This is a genomic window from Apibacter raozihei, from assembly GCF_004014855.1.
Taxonomy (GTDB): domain Bacteria; phylum Bacteroidota; class Bacteroidia; order Flavobacteriales; family Weeksellaceae; genus Apibacter; species Apibacter raozihei.
In genome coordinates this window covers 1,576,601-1,603,124 of sequence record NZ_CP034930.1, presented here as the reverse complement: position 1 = coordinate 1,603,124, position 26,524 = coordinate 1,576,601, and the positions used below count along the sequence as shown (strand labels likewise).

General features: G+C 31.5%; 23 protein-coding genes and 1 other RNA gene. 12 read left to right on the top strand and 12 right to left on the bottom strand.

Annotation, left to right across the window (positions count from 1 at the left end; all coding sequences use genetic code 11):
* Nucleotides 1-109: 109 nt before the first annotated feature.
* A complete protein-coding gene (gene mutS, locus EOV51_RS07190) occupies nucleotides 110-2,695 on the bottom strand; it encodes a DNA mismatch repair protein MutS (RefSeq protein ID WP_128151332.1) in 2,586 nt (861 codons plus the stop codon).
* An 82-nt stretch (nucleotides 2,696-2,777) separates the two neighbouring features.
* Here mutS and EOV51_RS07185 point away from each other — a divergent pair, with 82 nt between their 5' ends.
* Complete coding sequence (locus tag EOV51_RS07185) at nucleotides 2,778-3,359, top strand: Crp/Fnr family transcriptional regulator (RefSeq protein WP_128151330.1); 582 nt, start codon at nucleotides 2,778-2,780, stop codon at nucleotides 3,357-3,359.
* 13 nt (nucleotides 3,360-3,372) lie between these two features.
* On the opposite strand, the gene EOV51_RS07180 is transcribed toward EOV51_RS07185, so the two are convergent.
* Nucleotides 3,373-4,191, bottom strand: coding sequence for a DUF6427 family protein (locus tag EOV51_RS07180; protein WP_128151328.1), 819 nt, complete (start codon nucleotides 4,189-4,191; stop codon nucleotides 3,373-3,375).
* A 44-nt stretch (nucleotides 4,192-4,235) separates the two neighbouring features.
* Here EOV51_RS07180 and EOV51_RS07175 point away from each other — a divergent pair, with 44 nt between their 5' ends.
* Complete coding sequence (locus EOV51_RS07175) at nucleotides 4,236-4,418, top strand: GIY-YIG nuclease family protein (protein ID WP_128151326.1); 183 nt, start codon at nucleotides 4,236-4,238, stop codon at nucleotides 4,416-4,418.
* A gap of 32 nt (nucleotides 4,419-4,450) precedes the next feature.
* Nucleotides 4,451-5,560, top strand: a complete 1,110-nt coding sequence (locus EOV51_RS07170; RefSeq protein WP_228427760.1) for a CapA family protein — start codon at nucleotides 4,451-4,453, stop codon at nucleotides 5,558-5,560.
* A 32-nt stretch (nucleotides 5,561-5,592) separates the two neighbouring features.
* Here EOV51_RS07170 and EOV51_RS07165 read toward each other — a convergent pair whose 3' ends face one another.
* Together EOV51_RS07165 and EOV51_RS07160 are read right to left on the bottom strand one after the other, a co-directional pair.
* A complete protein-coding gene (locus EOV51_RS07165) occupies nucleotides 5,593-6,069 on the bottom strand; it encodes a hypothetical protein (RefSeq protein WP_128151322.1) in 477 nt (158 codons plus the stop codon).
* 172 nt (nucleotides 6,070-6,241) lie between these two features.
* Nucleotides 6,242-7,267, bottom strand: a complete 1,026-nt coding sequence (locus EOV51_RS07160; protein ID WP_128151320.1) for a C-type lectin-like domain-containing protein — start codon at nucleotides 7,265-7,267, stop codon at nucleotides 6,242-6,244.
* A 404-nt stretch (nucleotides 7,268-7,671) separates the two neighbouring features.
* Here EOV51_RS07160 and EOV51_RS07155 point away from each other — a divergent pair, with 404 nt between their 5' ends.
* Nucleotides 7,672-8,973, top strand: a complete 1,302-nt coding sequence (locus EOV51_RS07155; protein ID WP_128151318.1) for an alpha/beta hydrolase family protein — start codon at nucleotides 7,672-7,674, stop codon at nucleotides 8,971-8,973.
* A gap of 53 nt (nucleotides 8,974-9,026) precedes the next feature.
* Here EOV51_RS07155 and EOV51_RS07150 read toward each other — a convergent pair whose 3' ends face one another.
* Complete coding sequence (locus EOV51_RS07150) at nucleotides 9,027-9,350, bottom strand: hypothetical protein (RefSeq protein WP_128151316.1); 324 nt, start codon at nucleotides 9,348-9,350, stop codon at nucleotides 9,027-9,029.
* Between the two features lie 149 nt (nucleotides 9,351-9,499).
* Between EOV51_RS07150 and mfd the strand changes: the two genes are divergently transcribed.
* The 4 genes from mfd (at nucleotide 9,500) to pth (ending at nucleotide 15,678) form a co-directional block, all read left to right on the top strand.
* Nucleotides 9,500-12,865: a transcription-repair coupling factor gene (mfd, locus tag EOV51_RS07145; RefSeq protein ID WP_394343669.1), complete on the top strand. Its 3,366-nt coding sequence runs from the start codon at nucleotides 9,500-9,502 to the stop codon at nucleotides 12,863-12,865.
* 62 nt (nucleotides 12,866-12,927) lie between these two features.
* Nucleotides 12,928-14,316 carry a DUF6056 family protein gene (locus EOV51_RS07140; RefSeq protein WP_128151314.1) on the top strand — a complete coding sequence of 463 codons (1,389 nt, stop codon included), beginning with the start codon at nucleotides 12,928-12,930 and terminating at the stop codon, nucleotides 14,314-14,316.
* A 14-nt stretch (nucleotides 14,317-14,330) separates the two neighbouring features.
* Complete coding sequence (locus EOV51_RS07135) at nucleotides 14,331-15,068, top strand: glycosyltransferase (RefSeq protein ID WP_128151312.1); 738 nt, start codon at nucleotides 14,331-14,333, stop codon at nucleotides 15,066-15,068.
* Nucleotides 15,069-15,111: 43 nt separating this feature from the next.
* On the top strand, nucleotides 15,112-15,678 hold the full coding sequence (gene pth, locus EOV51_RS07130; RefSeq protein WP_128151310.1) for an aminoacyl-tRNA hydrolase: 567 nt from the start codon (nucleotides 15,112-15,114) through the stop codon (nucleotides 15,676-15,678).
* On the opposite strand, the gene EOV51_RS07125 is transcribed toward pth, so the two are convergent.
* Nucleotides 15,679-16,338, bottom strand: coding sequence for a SanA/YdcF family protein (locus tag EOV51_RS07125; protein WP_181951016.1), 660 nt, complete (start codon nucleotides 16,336-16,338; stop codon nucleotides 15,679-15,681).
* Between the two features lie 190 nt (nucleotides 16,339-16,528).
* Between EOV51_RS07125 and ssrA the strand changes: the two genes are divergently transcribed.
* Both ssrA and EOV51_RS07115 read left to right on the top strand, forming a co-directional pair.
* Nucleotides 16,529-16,929: a transfer-messenger RNA gene (gene ssrA / locus EOV51_RS07120) on the top strand.
* A gap of 272 nt (nucleotides 16,930-17,201) precedes the next feature.
* Complete coding sequence (locus EOV51_RS07115; protein WP_128151308.1) at nucleotides 17,202-17,636, top strand: GNAT family N-acetyltransferase; 435 nt, start codon at nucleotides 17,202-17,204, stop codon at nucleotides 17,634-17,636.
* 828 nt (nucleotides 17,637-18,464) lie between these two features.
* On the opposite strand, the gene EOV51_RS07110 is transcribed toward EOV51_RS07115, so the two are convergent.
* Both EOV51_RS07110 and EOV51_RS07105 read right to left on the bottom strand, forming a co-directional pair.
* Entirely contained in the window at nucleotides 18,465-18,977 is a 513-nt protein-coding gene (locus EOV51_RS07110; RefSeq protein WP_128151306.1) for a GNAT family N-acetyltransferase, read from the bottom strand.
* An 89-nt stretch (nucleotides 18,978-19,066) separates the two neighbouring features.
* Nucleotides 19,067-19,702 (bottom strand): helix-turn-helix domain-containing protein, encoded by a 636-nt coding sequence (locus tag EOV51_RS07105; RefSeq protein WP_128151303.1) that lies wholly within the window; start codon nucleotides 19,700-19,702, stop codon nucleotides 19,067-19,069.
* Between the two features lie 254 nt (nucleotides 19,703-19,956).
* On the opposite strand from EOV51_RS07105, the gene EOV51_RS14845 reads away from it, so the two are divergent.
* Together EOV51_RS14845 and EOV51_RS07100 are read left to right on the top strand one after the other, a co-directional pair.
* Entirely contained in the window at nucleotides 19,957-20,079 is a 123-nt protein-coding gene (locus EOV51_RS14845) for a cupin domain-containing protein (RefSeq protein WP_262901881.1), read from the top strand.
* A gap of 249 nt (nucleotides 20,080-20,328) precedes the next feature.
* On the top strand, nucleotides 20,329-21,273 hold the full coding sequence (locus EOV51_RS07100) for a tetratricopeptide repeat protein (RefSeq protein ID WP_128151301.1): 945 nt from the start codon (nucleotides 20,329-20,331) through the stop codon (nucleotides 21,271-21,273).
* A 98-nt stretch (nucleotides 21,274-21,371) separates the two neighbouring features.
* Here EOV51_RS07100 and EOV51_RS07095 read toward each other — a convergent pair whose 3' ends face one another.
* The 4 genes from EOV51_RS07095 to EOV51_RS07080 all read right to left on the bottom strand — a co-directional run bounded on the left by EOV51_RS07095 (nucleotide 21,372) and on the right by EOV51_RS07080 (nucleotide 26,036).
* Complete coding sequence (locus tag EOV51_RS07095; protein ID WP_128151299.1) at nucleotides 21,372-23,171, bottom strand: BACON domain-containing protein; 1,800 nt, start codon at nucleotides 23,169-23,171, stop codon at nucleotides 21,372-21,374.
* 19 nt (nucleotides 23,172-23,190) lie between these two features.
* Nucleotides 23,191-23,757 carry a hypothetical protein gene (locus tag EOV51_RS07090; RefSeq protein WP_128151297.1) on the bottom strand — a complete coding sequence of 189 codons (567 nt, stop codon included), beginning with the start codon at nucleotides 23,755-23,757 and terminating at the stop codon, nucleotides 23,191-23,193.
* A gap of 52 nt (nucleotides 23,758-23,809) precedes the next feature.
* Nucleotides 23,810-25,240, bottom strand: coding sequence for a hypothetical protein (locus tag EOV51_RS07085; protein ID WP_164875259.1), 1,431 nt, complete (start codon nucleotides 25,238-25,240; stop codon nucleotides 23,810-23,812).
* Between the two features lie 94 nt (nucleotides 25,241-25,334).
* Complete coding sequence (locus EOV51_RS07080; RefSeq protein WP_128151293.1) at nucleotides 25,335-26,036, bottom strand: hypothetical protein; 702 nt, start codon at nucleotides 26,034-26,036, stop codon at nucleotides 25,335-25,337.
* Nucleotides 26,037-26,524 lie beyond the last annotated feature (488 nt).

Sequence of the window (26,524 nt, the reverse complement as noted above, 5' to 3'; positions counted from 1 at the left end):
TAGTAAGAATATAGAAAAAAAACCATTGGGATTAAAACCAACGGTTTTCTTTCATTCAATAGTAAATAATTGAAATTTATAGTATTGGTGTTCAATAACATATTAACACCTATCCTCCTATCATTTTTTTTATCTGATTAAGTTTCATTAAGGCTTCGATAGGCGTTAGGGAATTGATATCCGTTTTAAGAATTTCTTCTCTTATATTTTCCAGAACAGGATCATCTAACTGAAAAAAGCTCAATTGCATATTTTCGTCTGTTAAAGTCTTGGTTCTTTCTTTCAAATCTTCATTTTGGTTGTTTTTTTCCAAAGTCTTTAAAATCTGTTCTGCTCTATGTGTCAGCTTAACAGGCATACCTGCGAGTTTTGCTACATGAATACCAAAACTATGCTCGCTTCCTCCAGGCACTAATTTTCTTAAAAAAACTATAGTTCCCTTTAATTCCTTTATACTGACATTAAAATTTTTAATTCTGGAAAAAGAAGTTGTCATTTCATTAAGCTCATGATAATGAGTTGCAAATAAGGTTTTAGGCCGTGTAGGATGTTCATGCAAATATTCTGCGATTGCCCACGCTATGGAAACACCATCATAAGTGCTGGTTCCCCTGCCTATTTCGTCAAGTAAGATAAGGCTACGATCAGATATGTTATTTAAGATACTGGCAGTTTCATTCATTTCTACCATAAATGTAGATTCCCCTTTTGAAAGATTATCAGAGGCTCCTACCCGAGTAAAAATTTTATCTACTATACCTAATGATGCATTCTTAGCCGGAACAAAACTTCCTATCTGAGCCATCAAAACAATTAATGCTGTTTGACGCAACAAAGCAGATTTCCCAGCCATGTTGGGACCTGTAATCATTAATATCTGCTGTTTATCATCATCCAGATATACCGAATTTGCAACATAGGATTCGCCTAAAGGCAACTGCCTTTCAATAACCGGATGTCTACCGTCGGTTATATCAATAACTTTAGAGTCATTTAAATGTGGGTGTGTATATGAGTTTTCCAATGCCACTTCTGAAAATGAAAGCAAGGTATCCAGTGTTGCTATGATACGGGTATTGCTTTGGATATCTATAAGCTTTTCTTTTACTTTTGCACACAAATCCTTATATAAATCCGATTCTAATAGGGAAATTTTTTCTTCTGCTCCTAAAATTTGTGTTTCATATTCTTTTAACTCTTCTGTTATATATCTTTCTGCATTTACCAGCGTCTGCTTTCGTATCCACTCAGCCGGCACTTTGTCTTTATGCGTATTTCTAACTTCCAGATAGTACCCAAAAACATTATTAAAATCAATTTTCAGACTTGGTATACCTGTACGCTCTGATTCTTTAAGACACAAATTTTCCAGATATTCTTTTCCATGATTTTTCAAAGTACGAAGCTTGTCCAAATCTTCACTAACTCCTTCCCTTATGACATTTCCTTTAACAAGAGCAACGGGTAATTCATCCTGAAGGTTACTCTGCATCCAGGTAAGTACATCCTGCAATTCTTTAAACTGCCCAAAATGCAGTGCCAGTTTCTGATTATTTTCTTTAAGAACTTTCTCAATTGATTTATATCGTAGTAAAGAGTCTCTTAAGTACCCTAACTCTTTCGGTGAAATCCTCTCTCCGGCGAGTTTCCCTAATAATCTTTCTACGTCGGATATTCCTTTTAAATCTTCTGCAATTTTTATTGAGATATCTGAATGTTGTATAAGAAAGCCAACAACATCCAGCCTTCGATTGATCGTTTCAACATCTTTTAGCGGTGATAATAGCCATCGTCTTAACATTCTACCTCCCATATTTGTATAGGTCTTATCCAAAATTTTAAGCAGGGATACAGATTGTGAATCCGTACCTCCGATAAGTTCCAGATTGCGTATAGTAAAATCATCCATCCAAACAAAGGTATCCTGAGGCAAGCGCTGAATATTGGTAATATGGTCTAATAGTTTATGATGTGTATCTTCCACTAAATATGCGAAAACAGAACCTGCTGCAATAACAGCTAATTCCATATTTTCTATTCCAAAACCTTTTAAAGATTTTGTCTTAAAATGTCCGGTCAATTTTTCGTAGGCATAATCATATTGAAATGCCCAATCTTCCAATTGAAATGAATAGGCTTTATGTTCGAATGGAAGTTGTTTTCGGCGTTGATGTATTATTTCTGTCGGTTTGAAATTATCTATAATATGCCTCAGCTTATTTGCATCTCCTTCCTCAATTAAGAATTCTCCGGTTGAAATATCCAGTAATGCTATTCCGACAGCATTTTTGCCTTGATGCACAGACATTAGAAAGTTATTGGTTTTTGCATCTAAGACCTTATCGTTAAAGGTTACTCCGGGTGTAACAAGCTCAGTTACTCCTCTTTTAACAATCCCTTTTGCCATAGAAGGATCCTCCAACTGATCACAAATAGCAACCCGTAGACCTGAACGAACTAATTTAGGCAGATAAACATCTAATGAATGATGCGGAAATCCGGCCAGTTCTATATGAGTGGCCTGACCATTTGCTCTTTTGGTAAGTACTATACCCAAAATTTTAGAAGCTTTAATAGCATCTTCTCCAAAAGTTTCATAAAAATCTCCTACTCTGAAAAGCAACATTGCATCCGGGTATCGGGCCTTGATACTATTATATTGCTTCATTAAAGGAGTTTCTTTTGTTTTGCTCATTCGTACTAAGGATTATGAATATTTCAAGTTATATTATTTTGCTAAATTAGCATTTCTTAATGGGAGAAAAAAATCATAGATAATGAGTGAATTGCTTCTTGAACATCTTCGTTCCAGAATATCTATTACTGATCAGGAATTTAAATTATTGATAGGTAAGCTGGAGTTAAAAAAGGTTAAAAAAAAGGAAATACTTCTTCGTATTGGTGAAGTATGCAACTATACTTACTTTGTTACTAATGGATTACTCTATTCTTTTTCAACCGATTTGGAAGGAAACGAGCATGTTATTCATTTTGCCTGGGAAGATTTTTGGATTTCCAACCTTTACAGCTTTATAAACAGAACTCCGTCCCAAATTAGTATTGTCGCATTGGAAGATTCGGAGTTATATTTACTCAGACATGATGTTTTGGAATCAATTTTTAGTGAAATACCAGGGATGGAAAGATTCCACAGAATTTTGTTTCAAAAAGCTTATACTTCTATGCAACAAAGGCTTGACTGTACGTTAAGCGTTCCTGCTGTAGAAAGATATATAAGGTTACTTGAGGAGAACCCTCAAATTTTGCAACGTATTCCTTTACATCTAATTGCTTCTTATCTAGGTATTACCCCTGAAAGTTTGAGTCGCATTCGCAGGAAATTAATGACAAAACCCTGATACACTTTTAATTTTACATACTCCTGGATATAATGAGGCTAACCGGAAGGCTAATAAATATTAGCAATTCATAATTACCCCCCATAAAAAAGGCATAAATAAGAATCCAGAAAAGAAGATAAAAAACCAAAATGGTATGTTGTGAGGATATTTGTATATCGTCTGAAATATTAGGATTTGAATATTGATTTATCCATCCGTAGATTAATATAATGATGAGAATAATTAGAATAGGAATTTGATATTCAAAATGAAACTCCGGAATTGATAAATTGCCTACCCATTCCTGAATATAGTTTAAGTGATCTGAAAGATATGCGATTTCAAAAATAAGTATTGCTGTAACTAAAACTCCTGCCAGATATTGTGAAATATTGATTTTCTCTTCATAATAAACAACTGTCATAAAAAGGAATAGCAAGACTATAATCGCCACCGGAAAATATAAAAAACTGGATATAGTGACCAGCATTCCTATGTTAAAGTATTTGAGGGAAGAAGGAATAGAAAAAACATCGAGGAACAATAATAATGCTAATGATAACAAAACATAGGTAATTCCAATATTATAATTAAAAAACTCCTGAAATGAAGAAATAAAGAGTAACCCGTATATGGCTAATGCCCAGATTTTTCTTTTTTTCTTGAATTTAGAGTTTAAAATAGTCACTATATTTAATATAAAAGATAGTGAACTTAAGGCCAAAACCTTAACAATTTTGCCTGTTTCTTCTTGTTCGGGTTTAAAAAAATACACAAATATTCCAGAGAAAATAACCCATAATCCTAAAACAGCGAAAAAATATTTTTTGAATGGAGTGTTTGAGTGCATTTTTTTATATATTTGTTGCAAAAGTAAAATAAAATCATTTAATCATGACAGAATTAATTCTTGGTATTGGAAAATTTTTTACCTGGTCTTTTAAGATATTACCGATTATCGGTCATTATGTTGATTGGTTATATGTTGCTATTATCAGCTTGTTTTTATTGTACTGGTGTAAAAGAATTGTAGGATTCGGCCAAAAAGACAAAGGCTATGATGGTGATCATCTTTAGAATTTAATATTTAATTTCCTTTAACAATGGTTATGAGGCTACTGATTGCCATGTCTTCCCTATTTCTTTTCCTTATTTCTTGTAATGGAAAAACCGAGACAATACTCTCATATCCAGATTCTTCGAAAGATTCACTTTCCAGATCTTCTCTTAGAGACACAATAACAATAACTGCCGTTGGAGATATAATGCTCGGAAGTAATTACCCATTGCCGAATGGATTACCCGGAGTAAACATTTTAGATAAAACAACTCCTATTCTTAAAGAAAATTCACAACTTATTATTGGTAACCTTGAAGGTACTTTGTTCGATTCTGGTGGTGTTGCCAAACGCTGCAATAATCCAAACTTATGTTTTGTTTTCCGCACTCCTTTTTCTTACGGTGAATACCTTAAAAATGCCGGCTTTGATTTTTTGAGTATAGCAAATAATCATAGTGGTGATTTTGGAAATTATGGAAGAAAAGCTACTCAGAAAAATCTAGATAGCCTTAAAATATCCTACGCAGGATTATTAAATGAGTGTGAATATGCAATAAAGGAAAAAGACGGTACACGCTATGCTTTTATAGGTGCAGGACATAATGGTGGACTGGTAAGTGTTAAAGAGTATTCTGATATTAAAAGAATTATAAAAGAAGTCCGGAATAAAGCAGATATCGTAATTGTCATGTTTCATGGAGGAGCTGAGGGATCGGCTCATCAGCATGTATCTAAAAAACGTGAAATTTATGCTGGAGAAAACAGGGGAAATGTTTATGATTTTGCTCATAGTTGTATTGATGCAGGAGTTGATTTAGTTATAGGTAGTGGTCCGCATGTAACACGTGCAATTGAATTATATAAAAATAAATTTATAGCTTATAGCCTCGGTAATTTTGCAACTTACGGAAACTTTAATCTTAAAGGACCCAATGGTGTAGCTCCTATACTTAAAATTAAAATTGACCGTAACGGGAATTTTATTTCCGGTAATGTAATTTCTACTGAACAGACAGAAGATACTGGAAAAGGGCCTTCTGTAGATCAGGATAATAAGGCTTTAAATTATTTAAAAGAACTTACAAAATCAGATTTCCCTGAAGGAAATCTGATTATTACAGATAACGGTGAAATTAATAAGAATTATCCTGTAAATTAATCACCATCGCCCAATTCATTATTTCAAATTATTTATAATTTTGTGTAAACATTCCAGCCGTGACTTTCAGATACAGAATCTGCCGGAATGGAATAGGCTTTTGCATCCTGAAGAGTAGAAAACTCTTTCTTAAACATATTAACAGTCGAAATAGTTATGTCTTTAAGAAAAATAACAAAATATTTATCTTGTTTAGCGCTTCCTTCAGATCCTTTTAAAACCAGTTTATTACTTTGTGAATCGTAGTCTAACAAATCCATTCCATATTCTACGGAATACGCGCTACCTATCATTTGATAATTTACACGGTTTGTCTGAAAATCATGAATTGAAGTTTGTGTTCCCATATTAGGAATTTCAAAAACCCATTGATATTTACCGCTAACGGGTAAAGTTTGTTGTTGGATGGACACTATGTCATCGCCGTCTGAACAGGAAATTACTGTAATCATAACTGATAAAAGACATAAGCATCCTAGCCATTTTTTAATTAATAGTTTCGTTTTCATGTATAACATTTTTTTATATCTAACAAATATACATAATATGATTTAAATAATTAAATAACATAAATTAAAAGATTATGTGATTAATTACATAATTATTGAAATTTTATAATTAAAACAAAAAAAGCTGATTATAGAATCAGCTTTCATCATTGATATAGGTAAAGATTAATTATTAATCTTCATTAAATTCTAAAATTACGTTATCAAAATTCACAGAATTTTGAGAAGTACTAGATCCGCTTAAATCATTCCATTTTCTATCAGCATTTAAGGTTAAACCATAAATATGACAAGAACCTTCACTTCCACCTGAATTATTAGGTTCTCCAGAATTAAAATAATTTTGCGGAGTAGAATTAGGAGAGGTCGTCCAGTCAATAGTCCAATCTTCACCTGTAATCCACGTAAATGAGGTGGAATTTCCAGGGTATGCTACTTTATTATATCCAATCCAAATATTATTATTTAAAGCATACTTAGTCAGAATATTGGTATACAACCAAGTTCTTTCATCATTTGATGTTATGGTCACAACATATCCTCCTACCTGTTTAGCAAAAGAAAATGTATCGTAAAAATTTTTAGCAGCTGAAAGTGTATAAGCACAATAAGTATGACCGTTCACGCTCCATTTCTCACAGCCTTTTTCAGTAACCGTAGCACCTCCGAATGCTGCCGGCACAACCCTTTCAGAAGTTTTAGATGGCGAATATCCGAGAATTGAAGAACTAAACCTAGACTGCGTAACCGTAGTTGTGCTATTGGGAGCGATTAAGGTAGCTACCCATGTTACACCACTGGTAGCTCCATTACTTTTTATAATAGCATAATATCCTGAAGGTATAGTAACATTCGCCTGACTGTTAGAGTTGTTAGCAACATCTATCAGTTCTGAACCTGCGGGATAAACAGTAATATTAACCCCACTTCCGTTCCTTATCTCATAGTATCTACCAACAAAATTTTTATTCCCTGAAACGGCTGTGGGCAAATACCATAAAGATACTGCTGCACCTCTAAAATCTAAAAACTGATCTTGATCTGTAAAGGTATAAGCTGCAGTATTAATTAATTTGTAAGGCATAGATACTGAACCTCTAATATCCAGGGTACTACCCGGAGCCCCGGTATTAACCCCGACCTGCCCTATGCATAAGCCTCCTAGTAAAAAAACTGAAAATTGTAAATTTTTAATCATTAAACTTTAAATTTATAAATATTTATTATATTAATTTTATTAAAAATCATACCAATATTATACCCATCATATAGAATATAAAAACATATAAACCTTTAATCAACACTTAATTTATATATATTATATCGATAAAATATAATAATAAATACATTTATCTTCACCTCTATTAAATATTTATTTTTAATAATCAACTCTTAATCATACAAATTCATTCAAATAATTATTCAATATTAAGATTTCACCGAAAAATAAAAATATCAGACTTATCATATAACATCTATTTTGATTACATTTACATAGAAACAATAATTAATATACATAAACAAAATATTTATATCATTTAAAGTCAGTTAACGATATATTTATAAACATAAATTTAAATTAATAAAATAAAATCAATCATTATGAAAAATTTTTTATCAAAAATTGCATTTATCCTTTGCATAGGAATTGCATTAACAAGTTATTCTTGTACTAATAATGAAATTCTCTCCTCAATACCCCCATCAACTAATCCAGATAATTTATCAAAAACTCAAGAAATAAGCTCTTTAGATTTCAAAGAATTGGAAGATATAAAAATGAAACTTGAACAGTCAGGAATTGATGTTTCCAATTTTAAATTTGATGATTCACTTGTAACTGAACAACAAAAGATTATCCCTTTTTTAAAAGCTGTAAAAATTTCAACTAAAACTCCTCATCCCGATCGTCTAGGTAGCTACATTGATGTATCCGGAGTTTTATTGCTTCCTTCCAAAACTATTTTTAACAGCCTAACAAAATACAGAATTATAGTTGCCCCACCTCCTACTTACACCTATAATAAAATGGCTCCGTCTAACGCATTTAAAGATTCTTTTTTATTTGATAGTGATTTTCATTTTAATTATTTAGCATTCTGGACTTTACAAGCAAGTAATGGCTTTATTGTATTTTTTCCGGATTATCCAGGATTTGGCGATTCTTATCAACAATGTCAACATCCTTATTTAGACTCAAAAGCTATGGTTAATTCTACCTTAGATTTACTAAAAGCATCACTCAATACCTTATCTGCTCAAGGGTATCGGTATAAGTCAGAACTTATTATAACCGGGTATTCATTAGGTGGATTCATAGCTGCTTCTTTAGCTAGAGAAATAGAAACCAATCCTTCATTAGAGTATACAGTAAGCCTTCTGGTTACTGGAGGAACTCCCTGCAATTTAAAACAAATCACAGATATTGTTCGTAAATCAAAAAAAACGCAACATCATTATTTTCTTTCGTATGGTTTATGGGGATATAAGCAAAATGCTTATCCATATATAAATGTAAACGATTTTTTAAAAGAATCGTTCGCTTCTCAGTCTCTTAGCTATTTTAATGGAAATATTTATGATGTAAATAATTTATTTCCCAGTAATCCTGAATATTTATACACTGAAAAATTTATAAAAAATCTTGATATAGACCCCAGCCTGTCATATTTAAATACTATACTTGAAGAGAATAGTGTGAAACCATGGAAAAACAAATGCAGGTTTGTCATGAGTCATGGGATTTCTGATGTATCTGTTTACTATCAAAACGCTTACGATTTTGCACAGCAACAAAATAAAAACGGAGGCAAGGTGACGTTTTATTCAACTTTGGGTGATCATGTTTTAGGAATTGCACCTTATTATGCAAAGGCTTCGCTTTATACACTTTTATATAAATAATTAATATTACTAAAGTCGGTTAAGCCGACTTTAGTATTTAATATATCAATGATTTAATAATATTTCAAAAAATTCCAAAACTTGCGATTTTTCAGGTATTCATTATTTTTTTCATTTGCGTAGGCTTCTTTTTCAAAACTTATTTCCATATAAGCTTTATGAGAGTCTTTGTAACGAATTAAATTAACAAAATATTCAATAAAATAAATAACAAAAAAAAGTATCCAGATAAGTTCTAGTTGTTGCCTAAGGTGAATTTTCTCATGATTAATAACTCTTTTGTCATACTTCAGGTAATTGTACTTAACAAATATAAATGGAAAAATAGCCATTCCATGAAAACCGCCAAAAAATAACAGAGGAAAACAAATTATCATTACTTTATTTGATATTTATAAATTATATTGACCATTACTTTATAAAAGACATTTACTCTGTAAAAAATAATATTTAGTTAAAATATATGTTTTACAAAAAAAATTGAATACGTATATTTTTTTTACAAATTTAGTACCTTTGTCAAGTTTTGGAAACAAATTTTATCGTTAAATCTATTTTCCCTCATCTGAAAAACAGCATTTTGGATACAGGGATACATACTTATATAAAAGAAAAAAAAACTGTAGCACTTTCTGTAAAGGGAGCTGTAGGCTCATACCCTAATTTATTCAGCGCTTATTTATTTAGCGATCTAAAGATTCCAGTATTTTTATTTTTTGCTGATAAAGAAGAGGCTGCTTATGCTCTTAATGAAATTGAAACAATTTTCGGAAAAGATAAAGTTTTGTTTTACCCTACGTCTCATCTGCATCCATATCAGATAGAAGAAATTCAAAATGCTAATATAGTATTACGTACGGAAGTAATTAATCGATTATCACAAAAAACAACTCCAAAATTTATTATTTCCTACGCAGAGGCTCTTTCTGAAAAAGTTATTGATAAAACTGAGCTTGATAATCTTAGTTTAAAAATAAAAACCGGGGATCAGCTAGATTCTGAATTTCTGAATGAGGTCTTATTTAGTTTTCAATTTGAGCGCACTGATTTTGTTACACAACCTGGTGAATTTTCATTACGTGGTGGAATTTTAGATGTTTTTTCTTATTCCGATGAACAACCTTACCGAATCGGATTTTTTGGAAATGAGGTTGAAACTATACGGAAATTTAATATAGAGACACAACTTTCTGAGGAAAAGATAGATCAATTTGTTATAGTACCTAATATTGATCGCCCTTCTGGCATTTCGAACAGAGTTAGTTTTTTAAATTATCTGCCAGAAGATACTCTTTTCATATGCAAAGATTTAACCATTTCTCTAGCTAACATTGATAAAAAATATAATAAAGCTGAAGAAGTTTACCAAGATCTTAAACAAACAGTAAAGAGAAGTGAGCCAAAGGATCTGTATATAAAAAGTAATGATTTACTTAATAAAATTCAATCTTATTCCTTTATAGAATTTTCATCCTTACCTTATTTTACTAAGTATGAAACTGTTTTACTGAATCAGTCGGAACAACCCAGCTTCCATAAACAGTTTGATTTATTAGGCCAGGATCTGACAGACAAAGAAAAACTCAAATTTTCAAATTACATTATTTTTCAATCTGATAAGCAAGAACAAAGACTTAAAGATATTTTTGCGGAAACAGAAAAAGAAGTTCCTTTTAATGGTATACTCGCTAATATAAGTAATGGATTTATTGATTATGACGCGAAGTTTCTAATTTATACCGATCATCAGATTTTTGAAAAATATCACAGATATAATTTACGCAATTCATTTTCCAAATCCGAAACCATTACTCTTAAAGAACTTACAGATTTAAAAGTAGGCGATTATGTTACCCATATTGATCATGGAGTAGGAAAATTTATGGGATTAGTCAAAATAAAGAATGATGATAAAGTACAAGAAACTATCAAGCTTATTTATAGAAATAATGATATATTGTACGTAAACATACATTCATTACATAAAATATCCAGATTTTCAGGCAAAGAAGGTGCTGAAGTTACTCTTAACCAGTTAGGATCTGCGGCATGGAAAAACCTGAAAAATAAAGCAAAGAAAAAAGTTAAAGAAGTTGCTTTCGACTTAATTAAACTTTATGCTGAAAGAAGAACTAAACAAGGATTTGCTTATTCTCCCGACGGATATTTACAAAATGAACTGGAGGCTTCTTTTATGTACGAAGATACTCCTGATCAGGAAAAGGCTACACAAGAAGTCAAATATGACATGGAGAAAGCTACGGCTATGGATCGTCTGGTATGTGGAGATGTAGGATTTGGTAAAACAGAAATTGCCATACGGGCCGCTTTTAAAGCTGCAACTGATGGTAAGCAAACAGCTATTATGGTTCCTACTACAATTTTAGCCCTTCAGCATTATAAAACTTTCTCAAAAAGATTACAGAATTTTCCTGTACGTGTAGAATATCTTAACAGATTTAAAACCGGAAAACAAAAAAAAGAAATAACTGAATCTCTTTCTGAAGGAAAGATAGACATAATTATCGGAACTCAGCAATTGATTGGAAAAGATGTAAAATTTAAAGATCTTGGACTTTTAATTGTTGATGAAGAACATAAATTTGGTGTTTCTGTAAAAGATAAATTAAAAACATTAAAAACAACGGTTGACACCTTAACCTTAACGGCCACTCCTATACCCAGAACTTTGCAATTTTCTCTAATGGCAGCCAGAGATTTATCAGTTATCAAAACTCCTCCCCCAAATCGTCAGCCTGTACAAACTCAGCTAATAGGCTTTAATGAAGAACAAATCAGAGATGCTGTGATCTATGAATTAGATAGAGGCGGACAAGTTTTTTTCATAAATAACAGGATTGAAAATCTGGATGTTTTAGCGGGTATGATCAAACGACTTGTACCTATGGCACGAATAGCTATAGGACATGGACAGATGGATGGAAAAAAACTTGAAAAAATAATGGTTGATTATATGGAGGGTGAATATGATGTATTACTATCAACAACCATTATCGAATCAGGGCTTGATGTACCTAATGCAAACACTATTTTTATTAATGACGCCCAAAGATTCGGTTTGGCAGATCTACATCAAATGAGAGGCCGTGTGGGCAGATCTAACCGCAAAGCCTTTTGTTATTTAATTACTCCACCTTTGGATATTTTAACCTCTGAAGCCCGCAAACGATTACAGGCTGTTGAACAATTTTCAGATCTAGGCTCAGGATTCAACATAGCTATGAAAGACCTAGAAATTAGAGGCGCAGGTGATCTACTAGGTGCCGAACAAAGCGGCTTCTTTGCTGAGATTGGATTTGAAGCGTATCAACAAATACTTAACGAAGCTATTGAGGAGCTAAAAGAGAATGAATTTTCTGATTTATTTGAAAAAGAAAATGAAAGTAAAGAGTTTGTTTCAGATGTTCAAATAGATACTGATTTCGAATTATTAATTCCTAACCAATATGTAAACAATGTTGAAGAAAGATTTTCTTTATATCAGAAATTATCTGATATATCTAATGAAAATGATCTTCATTCTTTTGAAAATGAACTAAAAGATCGTTTTGGAGTTTTACCTATTCAAACCGTTGAATTATTAAAAAGTGTACATTTAAAATGGCTATCTAAATATCTTGGTTTTGAAAAACTGGTTATCAAAAATAAGGTACTGTTAGCATACTTTCCTTCCAACTCTCAATCTAAATATTACGAGTCTGAAACATTTAAAAAAGTACTTGAATTTATTCAAAAAAATCCTTCGGGTGCTTTATTAAAACAAAAACAAACTTCTGAAGGGTTATTGCTATATTTGAGAAAAGATAAAATACAGTCTATGGAATGTATTTTAAATTTTTTCTTACAAATCAAGATTTTCGTAACTGAATAATTAACAAACAATTTCAATTAAAAGGTTTACCTTTGTTATCTTAAAGATTTCAATATAATTCTATGAATAATTTCTTTACAAAACATGCTTTCAGTAAAATTATTATCCTATTATTTTTATTATCAATTATTCCTATATTAATTTTGTGCTTTTATACAGAGCCAGCTTTAGATGATTATTCCTACGCACTCAATTTAACTACAAAATCATTTATTGAAACTCAAATTCAAATATATTTACATTGGAGTAGCAGATATACAGCTACAGCTATTCTTATAACCAATCCTATTCATTGGGGTTATTTTTTCGGATATAATATTATTGCACTAATTATGATTTTATCCTTTATATCTGCAGCTGCATATCTATTTTATCAAGTAACGAAGAACATCAAAATGACAATTTTGTTTACAGCTTTTTTCTGTCTTTCATATTTTATGTTTTTACCTAACGTATATCAGGGACTGTATTGGCTACCAGGATCATCCACATATCATTTAGCCAATGTTTTATTCTTAACTTTCCTAGGTATGCTAATTAATTATAATTATACCTCAAATAGAATCGTGAAAATAATTCTATTCGTATTGATATTTTTCATTATAGGATGTAATGAAATCTCGATGGTCTTTTTAGATATATCTTTATTTACAGTATTTATTTTTAATTATATTAGTAAGAGAAAAGTTTCTTATTATTACCTTTTGCTTTTAATATGGGCTGGTATTTTAACATTATTTGTTTTATTATCACCAGGAAATAGTGTTCGATCTGCTTTAGTTGTTAATCCTTTAACGCCTACCGAAATATTTTTAGCTTCTGTAAGAAAAACTTTAGTAGTAGTAGTAAAATATGGAATTGTTCCCTTACTTATTAATATAATAATATTTTATGCCTTTCGTAAACAATTGAAAAATCTAAATTTAAGATTTTTAAAGTACTCAATTTTATTATATATCGGATTATTTATAATCCTGCTATTTTGCGGTTCTTTCCCCAGTTTATGGAGTTTGGGTATTTATTCGCCATTGCGTTCAGTAAATGTAATGTTTCTTATTATTTTAGTCTTTAATACAATTTTTTCCTATAAAATTGTCACTTCTCGTTTAATATTCAAAACAAATATCTCCAGAAATGTATTAAGTATGGCATTACTCTTTATAATTTTCAGCTATTCTTTTATTATTCGAGATAAAGATATACTGTTCATACCTAACAATATATATTGGGCCTATGATGACCTGTTAAGTGGTAAAGCATTTCAATACAAAAAGGAAATGAACCATAGATTCAATATGATAACTGAGTCAAAAAAAGATACAATATACGTTCCTCCTATTCAATCTAAACCCAAACTCATTTTTGAAATTGATTTAAGTCAAAATCCTAAGTATTTTTATAATATACATATGGCTGAGTTTTTTCATAAAAAAGCAATAATTTGTAAATAAATAATTTAAAGATAATGAAAATTAATTGTGTAGTTGTTCCTTGTTATAATGAAGAAAACAGACTTCCAGTCGGTGAATTTGAAAAAAGCCTTGAGACTGATAAAAGTCTTTATTTTTGTTTTGTAAATGACGGAAGTACCGATGGTACTCTTAACATTTTAAATATGTTAAAGGAAAAATTTCCAGAAAATGTATTAGTTGTAGATCAACAGCCCAATGCAGGTAAATCAGCGGCTATATTCCGTGGAATAAATGATTCACTCAACTGGAAACCCTTTGATATTATCGGTTACCTGGATGCTGACTTGGCTACTTCTATTGAAGAGTACAAACGCATTTGCTCTTATATGAACGATTCTGTTGTAATGGTTTTCGGATCAAGAATACGAAGAATCGGTTCTCAGATAAATAGAAAATTACACAGACATCTAATCGGCCGTATTTTTGCAACTCTTTCCAGTACTATGCTGGATTTACCTGTTTATGACACTCAATGTGGAGCTAAGGCTTTTTCTAACGATATAGCAAGACAAATTTTTAAAGATCCTTTTATTTCAAACTGGAGCTTTGATATAGAAATTTTCTTTAAATTCATCAAAATTGTCGGTAAAGAAAACGTTGAAAACAGTGCTAAAGAAATCCCTCTTGAATCATGGCGTGATGTTGGAGATTCAAAAGTTAAACTTTCCTACTCACTGAAACTACCTTTTGAATTGCTAAGGATTAAAAGATATTATAAAAAACTTTCATGATTTATTAGATGTAAATTTTTAAGTTTGCAGGTAAATTAAATTTATGAATAAATATCTTATTGTAGGGTTAGGCAACATGGGAATTGAATATGAAGATACCCGACACAATATTGGTTTTCTGGTAGCAGATAAGCTGGCAGAAAACCTAAAAGGTACTTTCAAATCATCTAATTTCGGACAACTTTGCGACACTTCATATAAAGGAAGGAAAACATTCATCCTTAAACCGGATACTTATATGAATTTAAGTGGTAATGCGGTTAAATATTGGATCAAAAAAGAAAATATACAGCCTGAAAATTGCTTAATACTTTGCGATGATCTTAGTCTTCCTTTTGGCTCTATTCGAATAAAGAGCAGAGGAAGTAATGCCGGACATAACGGATTGAAGAGCATTGAAAATTCGTTACAGACTCAACAATATCCACGCTTACGGTTTGGTATTGGAAGCAATTTTGAAAAAGGCCAACAAATTGATTATGTCTTAGGCAAATGGAATGATGATGAAAAAAAAATACTTAACGAAAGAATTATTTTAAGTGCTGAAGCTATTAAATCCTTTATATTTTCGGGCATTTCAAATAGTATGAATGAATTTAACGGAAAATAATTACGGTAATTCTATTTTCTCTCCCCCATATTTGGGCTTTTTATTAACTAAAAGATCCAACAATAGTTTTACTCTTGCCAGTTTTTCCCGAGCCATAGTTTTAAATCCATAATAAGCATTTACATCTTTTGCATTATACCCAATAGCATTCAACCCATACTGTTGAGCTAAAAAAACAGCTCTTTCGTTATGAAATTTTTGTGAGATAAGGGTAAATGTATTTTGACCAAAAACATCTTTTGTCCTAATAACCGAATCTAAAGTTCTAAATCCTGCATAATCAAGATATATGCTATCTTGCGTTATTCCTGCAAGAACAAGATCGTCTTTCATATCCTGAGGCTCATTATACTCTTTACTGCTATTATCTCCACTGACTATAAAAAAACTAACCTTACCCGCATCATACAATTTTTTTGCAGCCTGTATCCTATATATGAAATAATAATTATTATTCCCATTTTTTAACTTTTTAGAAGTTCCCAGCACTACACCTACTCTATTTGCCGGTATTTTATCCACATCATCAAATATATAATCTTTGGTTTTTAAAGAAACAATCTTATCTATAACAAAAACCATAACGATCATTATCGTAATAAATATAATTAAAACATACATAACCTTTCTTTTACCCCCTTTGTTTTGTTTTAACCCCATCTTCGTTATTTAAAACCTTAAATTTACACTAATTTATCTGCTTACACAATAAGCAAGATTTTAAATATTTGCACAATAATATTGCTCATTTTGAAATATATTTAAAAATGAGTATCTTTGTTTTTTAATTTTAACAGCTTTATGAGTAACATAGTTTGATTAAAGTTTGTTTACTATTGAAAACATTTTTGGGGCTGACCGGTTTTGACAGCAAGACCAATGGGTAAGTAAGCATGTCGAGTCACGTAATATAATCTCGTAAAACTTGTGTTACAAACTTATAACTGGCAACGAAGAATACGCTTTAGCTGCTTAATATAACCGAATCACAGTAGGTTGAAGCATTTTTTCTACTAGGTAGAAAAGCTAAATGTCTCTCAAAAGCCCTTCTCTGCGGCGTTTGGTTTAGAGGCACGGGAATGTAGAGATAGAACTGGATAAACATCGTATTTAGTTTGAAACTCATGATGATAAGCTGTAAATAGGGTGCAGTTCCTCGGTTTACAGTCGAAAATTAAAGAGCTGATAAGCATGTAGAAAGCTTATGTATTGCTTGTTTGGACGAGGGTTCGAATCCCTCCAGCTCCACTTTTTTAGAATTAAAAAAAAGAGAAAGCCATATAAATCAGGTATTTATATGGTTTACTTTTTTATAAAGCAATCTGTGATAATCTGTACTTTAGATAACAATTGAAGTTATCTGAGAAAAATTAAAAAATGCTACCAAATTAAGGTTGTTAATCATTGAAGCATACAAGCCTTAGATAGCATATTTACATTAATAAAAAGAAAACGGATTTTTCAACTTAGATTTGGTTTTAATTTTCTTTTATTTTGAACTTTGCATTTTAAAATTTATAAAAATGATTAGAAAAATTAAAAAAAATGAATATTTACGTTTAGTTGAAATCTGGGAAAGTGCAGTTATCAACACCCACAATTTTTTAAAAAAAGAAGTTTTTTTACATTATAAAAGCAATTTATTTACCTACTTTCAGTATGTCGAATTGTTAGGGTTAGAAAAAGACGAAATTTTAATTGGATTTATTGGAATTGCAGAAGAAAATATTGAAATGTTGTTTGTTCATAATGATTTTAGAGGAATTGGAGTTGGTCGCAGGTTGCTTGAATACGTTATTGACAATTTAGGTGTGATCAAGGTAGATGTTAATGAGCAGAATAGGCAGGCTGTAGACTTTTACAAACATATGAAGTTCGTTACTCAAAGTAGATCTGAACTCGATGGAGAGGGAAAAGACTATCCAATATTACATATGACATTAAATGTGAAGAATTAATCTATTTTTTAAAAACTTAAGAAACAAAAGAATTATTGCTTCTTTTTTGTATTATTACCGATTTTACTACTTAATCTTTTAAATCTTTTCTCTGATTTTAATCAAAGTTGTTAACGCAATATAGTCTTTTTCAAACCTCACTGGAAACCTTTATGTATCTTAAGTGTTGTTAAAAAACAATTTTTGAATCTAAAATCATAATTGATCTCCTACAATTTTTTATACTTCATCTTTAATTATTTATGTGCTTTTTATAATCATTTCTATATGAGCCACTTTAAAAGAGATTATTCACTTAGCTTATTAAAATTCCTTTTGAATCAATCCAGATTACACTCTGTATGAGAAGCTATTTTATCCTTTATCAGATTATACATAAAGTTTTAATCTCAAAATTTAATGTAGTAGATTTCATTAAGAGCTGAATAATATTCTTTACCTAATATAGGTTTGATAAAGTTATATAAAAATCATGTACATCCTTATATATGAAAATATATCCTACACCCTTTTAATCTTAGCAAAATGATCTAATGAATAGTAACGCTTCTATTTACAAATTTAACAGGACTATCTTAAATTATAAAGCACATCACAACTTTTCCTGCTTCTTTAGAGCTACCTTAACGCCCAGCAGGTATATCATAAACAAGTTTTTGCAATAATTTCGGATTCCAACTTATCAGTTCTTCTACTATTAAGGTGAAATAATATTTAAATTAACAGCGTTTATTCTATCCCTACAATTCCATCCAAATAAATTTAAACACCTGAAACACCAAACTATAACGTTGGGTGTTTTTATTTAAATAAAGAGGGTTAACCTTATTAATTATTGATAAGCTTTTTCTCGAAAGCTTTTCTTGTCCCCCCTCTAAAATAAACTTCTCCACAATACACATATCCTAGCTTTTCAAATATGCGTAACATTCCGGCATTATCAAAATTAGTATCTGCTTTAACACTATAAATATTCTTTTCCCGTGCAAAATCCTCAATGCATTGTAATAATTTCACAGCTAATCCTTTGCCTAAATAATCTTCTGAAACAGCTACCCGATGGTATACAACAAAATCACCGTTAGTCAACCATTTACCTTTTATATCAGCATAAGCAGGCTCATCGTTGACTAGCAAAGCACAGTAAGCAATAACCGTATCATTATCAGCTAAAACATAACCGTGTTGATCTTCTATATCACTTTTGATAACCGATGGGTTAGGATATCCATCCTGCCATTGCTCACTTCCTTCCTCTTTTCTTCGTTGGATAGCTTTTTCTAAAATGGTCCATATCTGCGCCGAATCTTCACTTTTAGCCTGCCTGAAAATATATTTCATTATACCTATTTGTTTTTAATCAATCAATGAATGTTCAAAAATACCTATAATATTAATTACTATTTAAAAGTAAACCAACAAAAATATTATTAGTTTGATTTTATATATTCGCTGAGCATATAGCTTACACGACTTTTAAAAAGTCTGCTAAAATGTTGGGGGTATTTAAACCCCAGCTCATAAGCAATTTCATTTATTGTTTTATTTTTATCGAAAACTTTGTCTTTAGCTACCTTTATAATTTTATTCTGAATATATTCCTGTGCAGATTTACCCATTTCCTTTTTTATTAGATCTCCAAAATAATTTGACGATAAATGCAATTGATCCGCACAGTAAGCAACTGATGGAAAACATTTTTTCAATGGCAGCTCAGTTGTATAATAATTATTTAATAATTTTTTGAATTTTTGTAATGTTCCTTTATTGACATTTTCACGCGTTATAAATTGTCTATCATAGAAACATTCACAATAATTAAGAAACAATTCGATATGTGAAGCTATTAATCTTTTACTGTGCTTATCAAATCCATGTAACAATTCTCTGGAAATATTAGCAAAACAATCCAACACAAGTGAACGTTCCTGCGCAGATAAATGTAAAGCTTCATGAGTAAGATAGCTGGAAAAAGTATAATCTTTAATTCTCCTGAAAAGTATAGTACCCCGAATCAAATCCGGATGGAACACCAATCCGTGTCCCATTGGCTGATATAAATCCATTATTTTCCCGAAGGGACAAAAAGGAACAAACGAATATTTTACCGGTAAGGTTTGGCTTAATTATTTAGTTCCGGCTGAAAGCATATATCAAACAAGTATTGGTTCTGTAACATTTGAACCAGGAGCTAGAACTCATTGGCACTATCATCAGGGGGACAAATACTTTTAGTAACAGATGGTGAAGGTTAATATCAGAAAATGGAAAAACAAATTTAAATAATAAAAAAGGAGAAACAATAAAATGCCCTCCTAATATGGAACACTGGTATGGAACTGCTTCAAAAAAATCCATGCCCCATATAACCATAGGTCCTAACCCATATACCGCTAAGGTAATTTGGTTACAACCGGTAAAAGACACAGAATATAATTATTAAACCAATAGTTTTATTGAATTAACTAACGATTTATTAAACAGTACGTACTCAGATATAAAAAATAGATTCGTTTGACAAAAAATTACAAATACTTTTAGATAATATAAAAAACATCTTACTAAATTTCAATAACTTACCAAATATTAAGCAAAAGTCAATTATTTAAACTATTGCATATTTATCTTTATAAAAATTGTTTTTATCTGATTGAAATCATTACTTTTAAGCTAAAATTTTTACTTTTGTATTATGAGAAATTTTTTGATCTTTTTCAGTACTTTTTTTAGTCTTTATTTACCAGCCTGTTTAAATGAAATACATGTAAACAAGGAAGGAAAAACATTTGTATCTCAGGAACAACATCCTGTACCCCAACGTATCTATTCAAATAATCAACATTCCGAATATTTGAAAAAACTTGAGGAATATGATAATCGTTGGAATTCTGAACATAATATAAATGATTATATAAATTATGGAGTTTATCTGGTTTATCTAAACCATTTGGATGAAGCTTTGGAAGTATTTATCGAAGCCGAAAAAATTGAACCCGGACTATATGCGACTGCAGCCAATATGGGGACAACGTATGAATTACTTGGCGATAATGAAAATGCATTACAATGGATAGAGAAAGCTTTGAAAATAGATTCCACTTCACATGAGAGTTCCGAATGGATTCATGTAGCTATTTTAAAAGCTAAAATAAAAGGAGAAACCAACCCAACTGCACTTTCATTAATTGGACAAGACTTTGGAAATGAAAATATCCCCACTTCCGGATTGAATGAAGAAAAACTTAAAAAGCTAGCCAAAGAAATTTTTTATCAACTGGATGAAAGGATTACTTTTATAAAACCTAAGGACCCCATAGTTGCTGAATTAATGTTTAACTTAGGTAATATATACTTTCTGCTGAATGATACTACTTCTGCTTTAAGGGTATATGATGAAGCAAGGGTTTACGGATATTCTTCGGAATCATTTGAACGAAGATACAGAACTTTGATGGACATTCACCAAGATCTGGATCATACCCAATTTATTGAAGAAGGAAACGATATAAGCCACATGCTTACTAAGCATAGAAATGATCTAATTCGAATAGCCATCATTATTGCAGGTATTATTACACTTACCATTTTTTGTATTGTATTGTATTTTAATAAAAAGAAGAGAGAAAAAAGACACTAGATTTTTCTGGCATTTAAAAAGCAAACCCTTATATAAAAGGGCTGCATTAAATGCAGCCCCCATCTAAAAAGTATAATGAAAAAAAAGCTCCACAATTATTACTTCCAACGACTTGGCCAGACTAATCCATAACAGGACTGTGGAGTTAGTACATGTACTGTACTGAAATACAGTTCTCCTGGAGAATACGTATCACTACAAATCGATTGATAGTTTCCTCCGTTAGTTTTAAACATAGCATTTCCATCGCTTGTATATACTGTTTTTATACTTTGAGAACCATAAGGTGAAGGAACAAAATATAAAGAACTTGTTCCCCCGGTTCTACCACCTGTAGTCAAAACAGATTGTCCTGAGCTAGTTAATGAAGAACCATCTTTTTTCTTTACCTGAACCTGTCCGATATTTACATCAGGAGTAACACTCAGCCTTATGTTTGTTTGTATTAGAAGTACGTCAGGGTCATTAGCAGCCTCATCATAAGTAGCATATCTTTTAGGTGTATAAAATCTCTGGGTTCCCGGAATTTGTTTTACCGGAAAAAAGCCTCTGTTAACGGTACTGTAAAATATCCAATAGCCAAATCCTGCAGGAGGTTCCAGTCTTTTGATATCAACTACAACTTCACAAGTTTCATTTCCTATAAGAATTGGAATTTTAATTTGTCCGCTTGCAGGTGCTGTACCGGATACTATTGCTTTGATCGTTCCTCCCGGAGCTGTCATGATCTGTCCGGTAGGATCTGCTTTAACCGTATAACCGTTAACTGCACCTAGAAGATCTGGGACCGGTAAAGTTCCATAATTCAATGTATATGTTATAGTTATTGCTTCGTTAAAAGGTTTATTCGGATCCACTGAAATAGCAGGAGGACAAGTTATTGAAAGTTCTTGTGGAACAGATGCTTTTACGTTAACTGATATTGTACAAAACCCCGGAATGTTAAAAGTAGCTACTCCAGAAGTTGTTGGCGTTCCAGTGATACTTCCAGTAATAGTTCCGGAAATATTTGTAATAGCTGTCGGGGGAATTGTTAAAGTTAACCCTGTTACTCCTGTACTCGCTATAGTAGCTCCTGGAAAAACGACCGGAGGATTGGTCGCTGTATAAGGTATGGCAACGCTCGCATTTACATTACTTCCCTGAGTAAATTCTGAAGGATTAATGGTTGCATTACCACAATTTAATGTCAGGCTTCCTGCTGTTTTTACTTTGATTTTAACCTTACATTCAGATAAGATATCCTCACGACTATTTAAATTTATGTCATAAGTTCCTTCTGGTACTGTCGCCTGCACTCGTACACGAACTGTAATAGAATGATTACCCTGCAAATATGTCTGTGAGGTTCCTCCATATACAATATAAGCTCTTCCAGGTAAGTTGGTAAGCTCTCCTAAAACTTCACCCTGACTCAAAAATACTCCTTTTGGATTATTGACTTCCAATTTAACCAAATCTGTATAGGCTACATCATAAGCTTTTCCCTGCACAACATCTATTTCCTGTGTGGGACAGGTAAATTTATCCGGATTATGAGGAGGGCTTCCTACCACCAGATTAGTTGGATATACCTGCCCATTGATAAATGTTAAATTAATAACATCTCCAGGCTGGGCGGAAGCATCCACTGTTATTGTTACTGTCTGAGGAAGACCGTTACCGGGACCGGACATAGGACTAATTGTCGCACCAAATACAGGAGTTTCAATCCTCCAGGGACCGCTGGAAAGAATAGTAACAGCAATCGATTCACCCGGCTGAATGGTATCCACAATCGGTGTTTTATTAACCGAACCATCAGGTCCAATTACAAAAAAGAATGACTGAGCATTTAATTCTGGGGTTGAAAACAAACCTAAAATTGTTATTATAAAAGTTAGTATTATCTTGTTCATAATTTTTTATCTTAGTTTCTTATTTTGTATTGTACCTTAATTTAGCATTTGTATTTGGAACTTCATTTGTAAAAATCATTTGTTCAGATGCCTCATCCCAATTTCCCGTAATGTTTTGAGGTTCTCGATCCTTATTAAGTTCACCAAATAATATGAATGATACTGCTGATTTTACTTCTTTTCCTAATGCTTGAAAATTATCATCCATTATCGCTAGTGTACCTCCTTCATATTTAAATAAGGAATTAGTTAGAATATAATTCCCTTTTTTTCCTTGAGGTGTTTTATATTCTATGGAAGCAGCATATCCTTGTTTTACAGGATAATAACTTATATTTATTAACGAATACCCCTCTGATGAACCATAAATAGACATCATCGTTTCCTGAAATGATTTTTCCAAATCAGCCAGATCTTTATATATCATTCCTCCGTGAGGAGATATTAATTTTGATACTAGTAGCTCTGAAGCCGGGCGAATCTCGCCAAAACCTTGTGTTTCATTTTCATTGTTACAACTCACCAATAGTAAGCCTGATAAAGAAAACAGGATACCCGGCAACCAAACTAATGTTCTTTTTTTCATAAATTTAATATTAAATGATTATGTTTTTAAATAATTTAAAATACAGGTGCTTCTATCTGCTTTCATCTTTATTAAAGTCATCTGCCAGCAGAAATCGAAATCTTATAGGAATAAAAGGTCTGGGTCCGGCAGAAGTATCGTCATCATTGCCAAATTTAAAAGTTCCGTCTTCGTCTTCTACTGAATATAACCATATAGTAAAATCCCAGGTAGCAGGTGTTAATCCAGGAAAACCTCCGTCAGTCAATGACTTTTGCATATCATTATAAGATTTTATTGTCATGGAAACATTATAATCTATAATTGTCCCTTTAGGAGTTTCTATATATTTGATCTGACCCTGAGATAAATTGATATTATTTTTATCATCATCCTTCAGGCAATAAGTTAGTAATCCATCATTTACTGTTGTACCACCTATAGGAACAAAATAAACTCTCCAGGAAGCATTGGATCTGATAGTAAAGTTAATTGTCTTGAATGTATCTTCATTAATAAGAACTTTATAATAATTATAAGGAGCTCTTCCACCTTGTTTTAAAGGTCTTACATCCGAACCTATTTCCGTAAAAGCTTCTGCTCCGTATTGTATTTGCCTGATAACGAAGTCCTGACTAACAGAAGGAGTTAAGGATAATGATCCTGTAACGTTTGTTTCTGCGACATATGATTTATAAGGTGACCAGGTTAAACCTTGTCCTGCAGATGCAGCAAAAAACAAACTTGAGTTTTTTATATCATTGAGTTTTAAAAAGCTAAGATAATTAGTTGAATTAGCTTCGAATATATTATAACTTCCTTCTGTTCTTGTAGGATTTACAAAAGAGACTAATTGACTGATAGAGACATCATCGGAATTACTGGTTTTATATTGGGGTGAAAGATTTAACTGAGTATCAGAAATAGGAATCCATCGAGCAATAAATGGCCAATATAATGGATCATTTTCATATAAGGGTCTTATTAATTTGGATGATTCCGTAATAGTATACCCCCATTGATTTGGATTGGTAGCAATTAATTTTAACCCTCTACTAAAAGCATCTACTCCACTGGTAAATAATAGTGAATTAGGTTTGAAGAGAACAGGATCTTCTGAAGCTTCAACTATCAGAGAACAGGAATTAATTCCTAATTTATCTATTAAAACCGGAAGTGTTGTTCCACTGGAAGTTCCTGATGGTAATGTTCCCTGAAGCCTTACTTCAATACGGAACATACCCCCCACCGGATTTGTAGGATAAATTGAACGATCTAATCCTGTATAGATCAGTTGGAATTCACCTGATGCTGAAGCTCCTACAATCTGATTAGTCGTTAATGATATAGTCCCCTTTGTTAGGGTTATTCCAATAGTTCCATCCTGAGAATACGTAATACCTGGTTCTACTAGAATATTTTGTCCATTACTAAACCATACACAATCCGATTCCCCTTCTGCAGGATCATTTGAAATTATACGATTGCGAATATTTTTATTCACAATCATATAATTTTGTGCTGTAAGGTATGTGGAAACAAATAGAATAAAAATCAAAAAATTAACGATCAAATTAAACTTTCTCATTGGTTTAGATTTATTTAACAATAAAAACTATATTGATTAATGAATAGGCTGTAGGGGCTGTTCCTGTAGGAGTATAGGTCATAATACCGGATGCGGTAATATTATTAATAGTAACTACCGTATTATCATAATAAGTTACAACGTAATCCAATTCGCTTGAACTATATACAGGAATAGATGTTGAGCCGCTTGCTACATATTGAGCATTGCCTGCCTGCGTAAATTGCTTTTTATATTCAGCATACAAATCAAATGTAGTAGTAGTTGTACCTGTAATGCTTAAATTAAATGAAGGCATGTAAAACCATTTTTTATCTGAAGACACTGTAGAACCCATTCCCTCCCATTCAGATCCGTTCCAAACATAAGCTCCCAAATCAAATCCATTAGTATTATTGATGTTATATACTGTTAAACCCGCATGAGTTATATTCTCTTCGGCCGTAGCAGAAGTAATAAACGGCTGTAAGCTATTCTTTGAAACTAGTTTTACTCTTGGCAGGCCTAACCCTCCCTGGGTAGATGTTATATTAGCATTGTCAGTAACAGAAACAGGTGAAGTAGCATTTTGGGTTTTAATTTCTAAAATTGCACCTTTTCCTGGGGCAGTACCATGACCAATGGTAACCTGAGCATTTAATGATGTAAAAAATAAAATAAGATTTAGCAGGATTACACCTGCACAATTTCTACTAAAATTTTGCTGTTTCATAATTGTTTTGTATTTCAAATTTGCTTGATAGGATATTTCATATAAATGAACTCTTTATTAATTTCCTTACTGTTTAAGATTTAATTTTTCATTTTTATACATCTTTTTGCTTAAATCATTATAAATTCTTGGACTGTAAAATATACATACAACTCAATAAAAGTTATATTATTAAATATTTTATTATTAATAATTCTAATAATTATCCTATATAAATAATAAAAATTAATTATAAATAACAATCATTTTATTACTAACATATTTATACAATTTTACAAGATGATTAGCATTAATGTATATATCTATTTATACTTTATAAAGATCTTTTATTTTGAAATTCCATAATGTTTAATTTTTTTATGATTAAATAATAATAATTATATCGCAATTTGAAGAAAAAATATCTAAGAGACTTCTTCGTATGTAAAATTTATTTATCAAAAAAGCCTCATTGTGTTGCGTATTTGTTAAATTATTATCCTAAATGT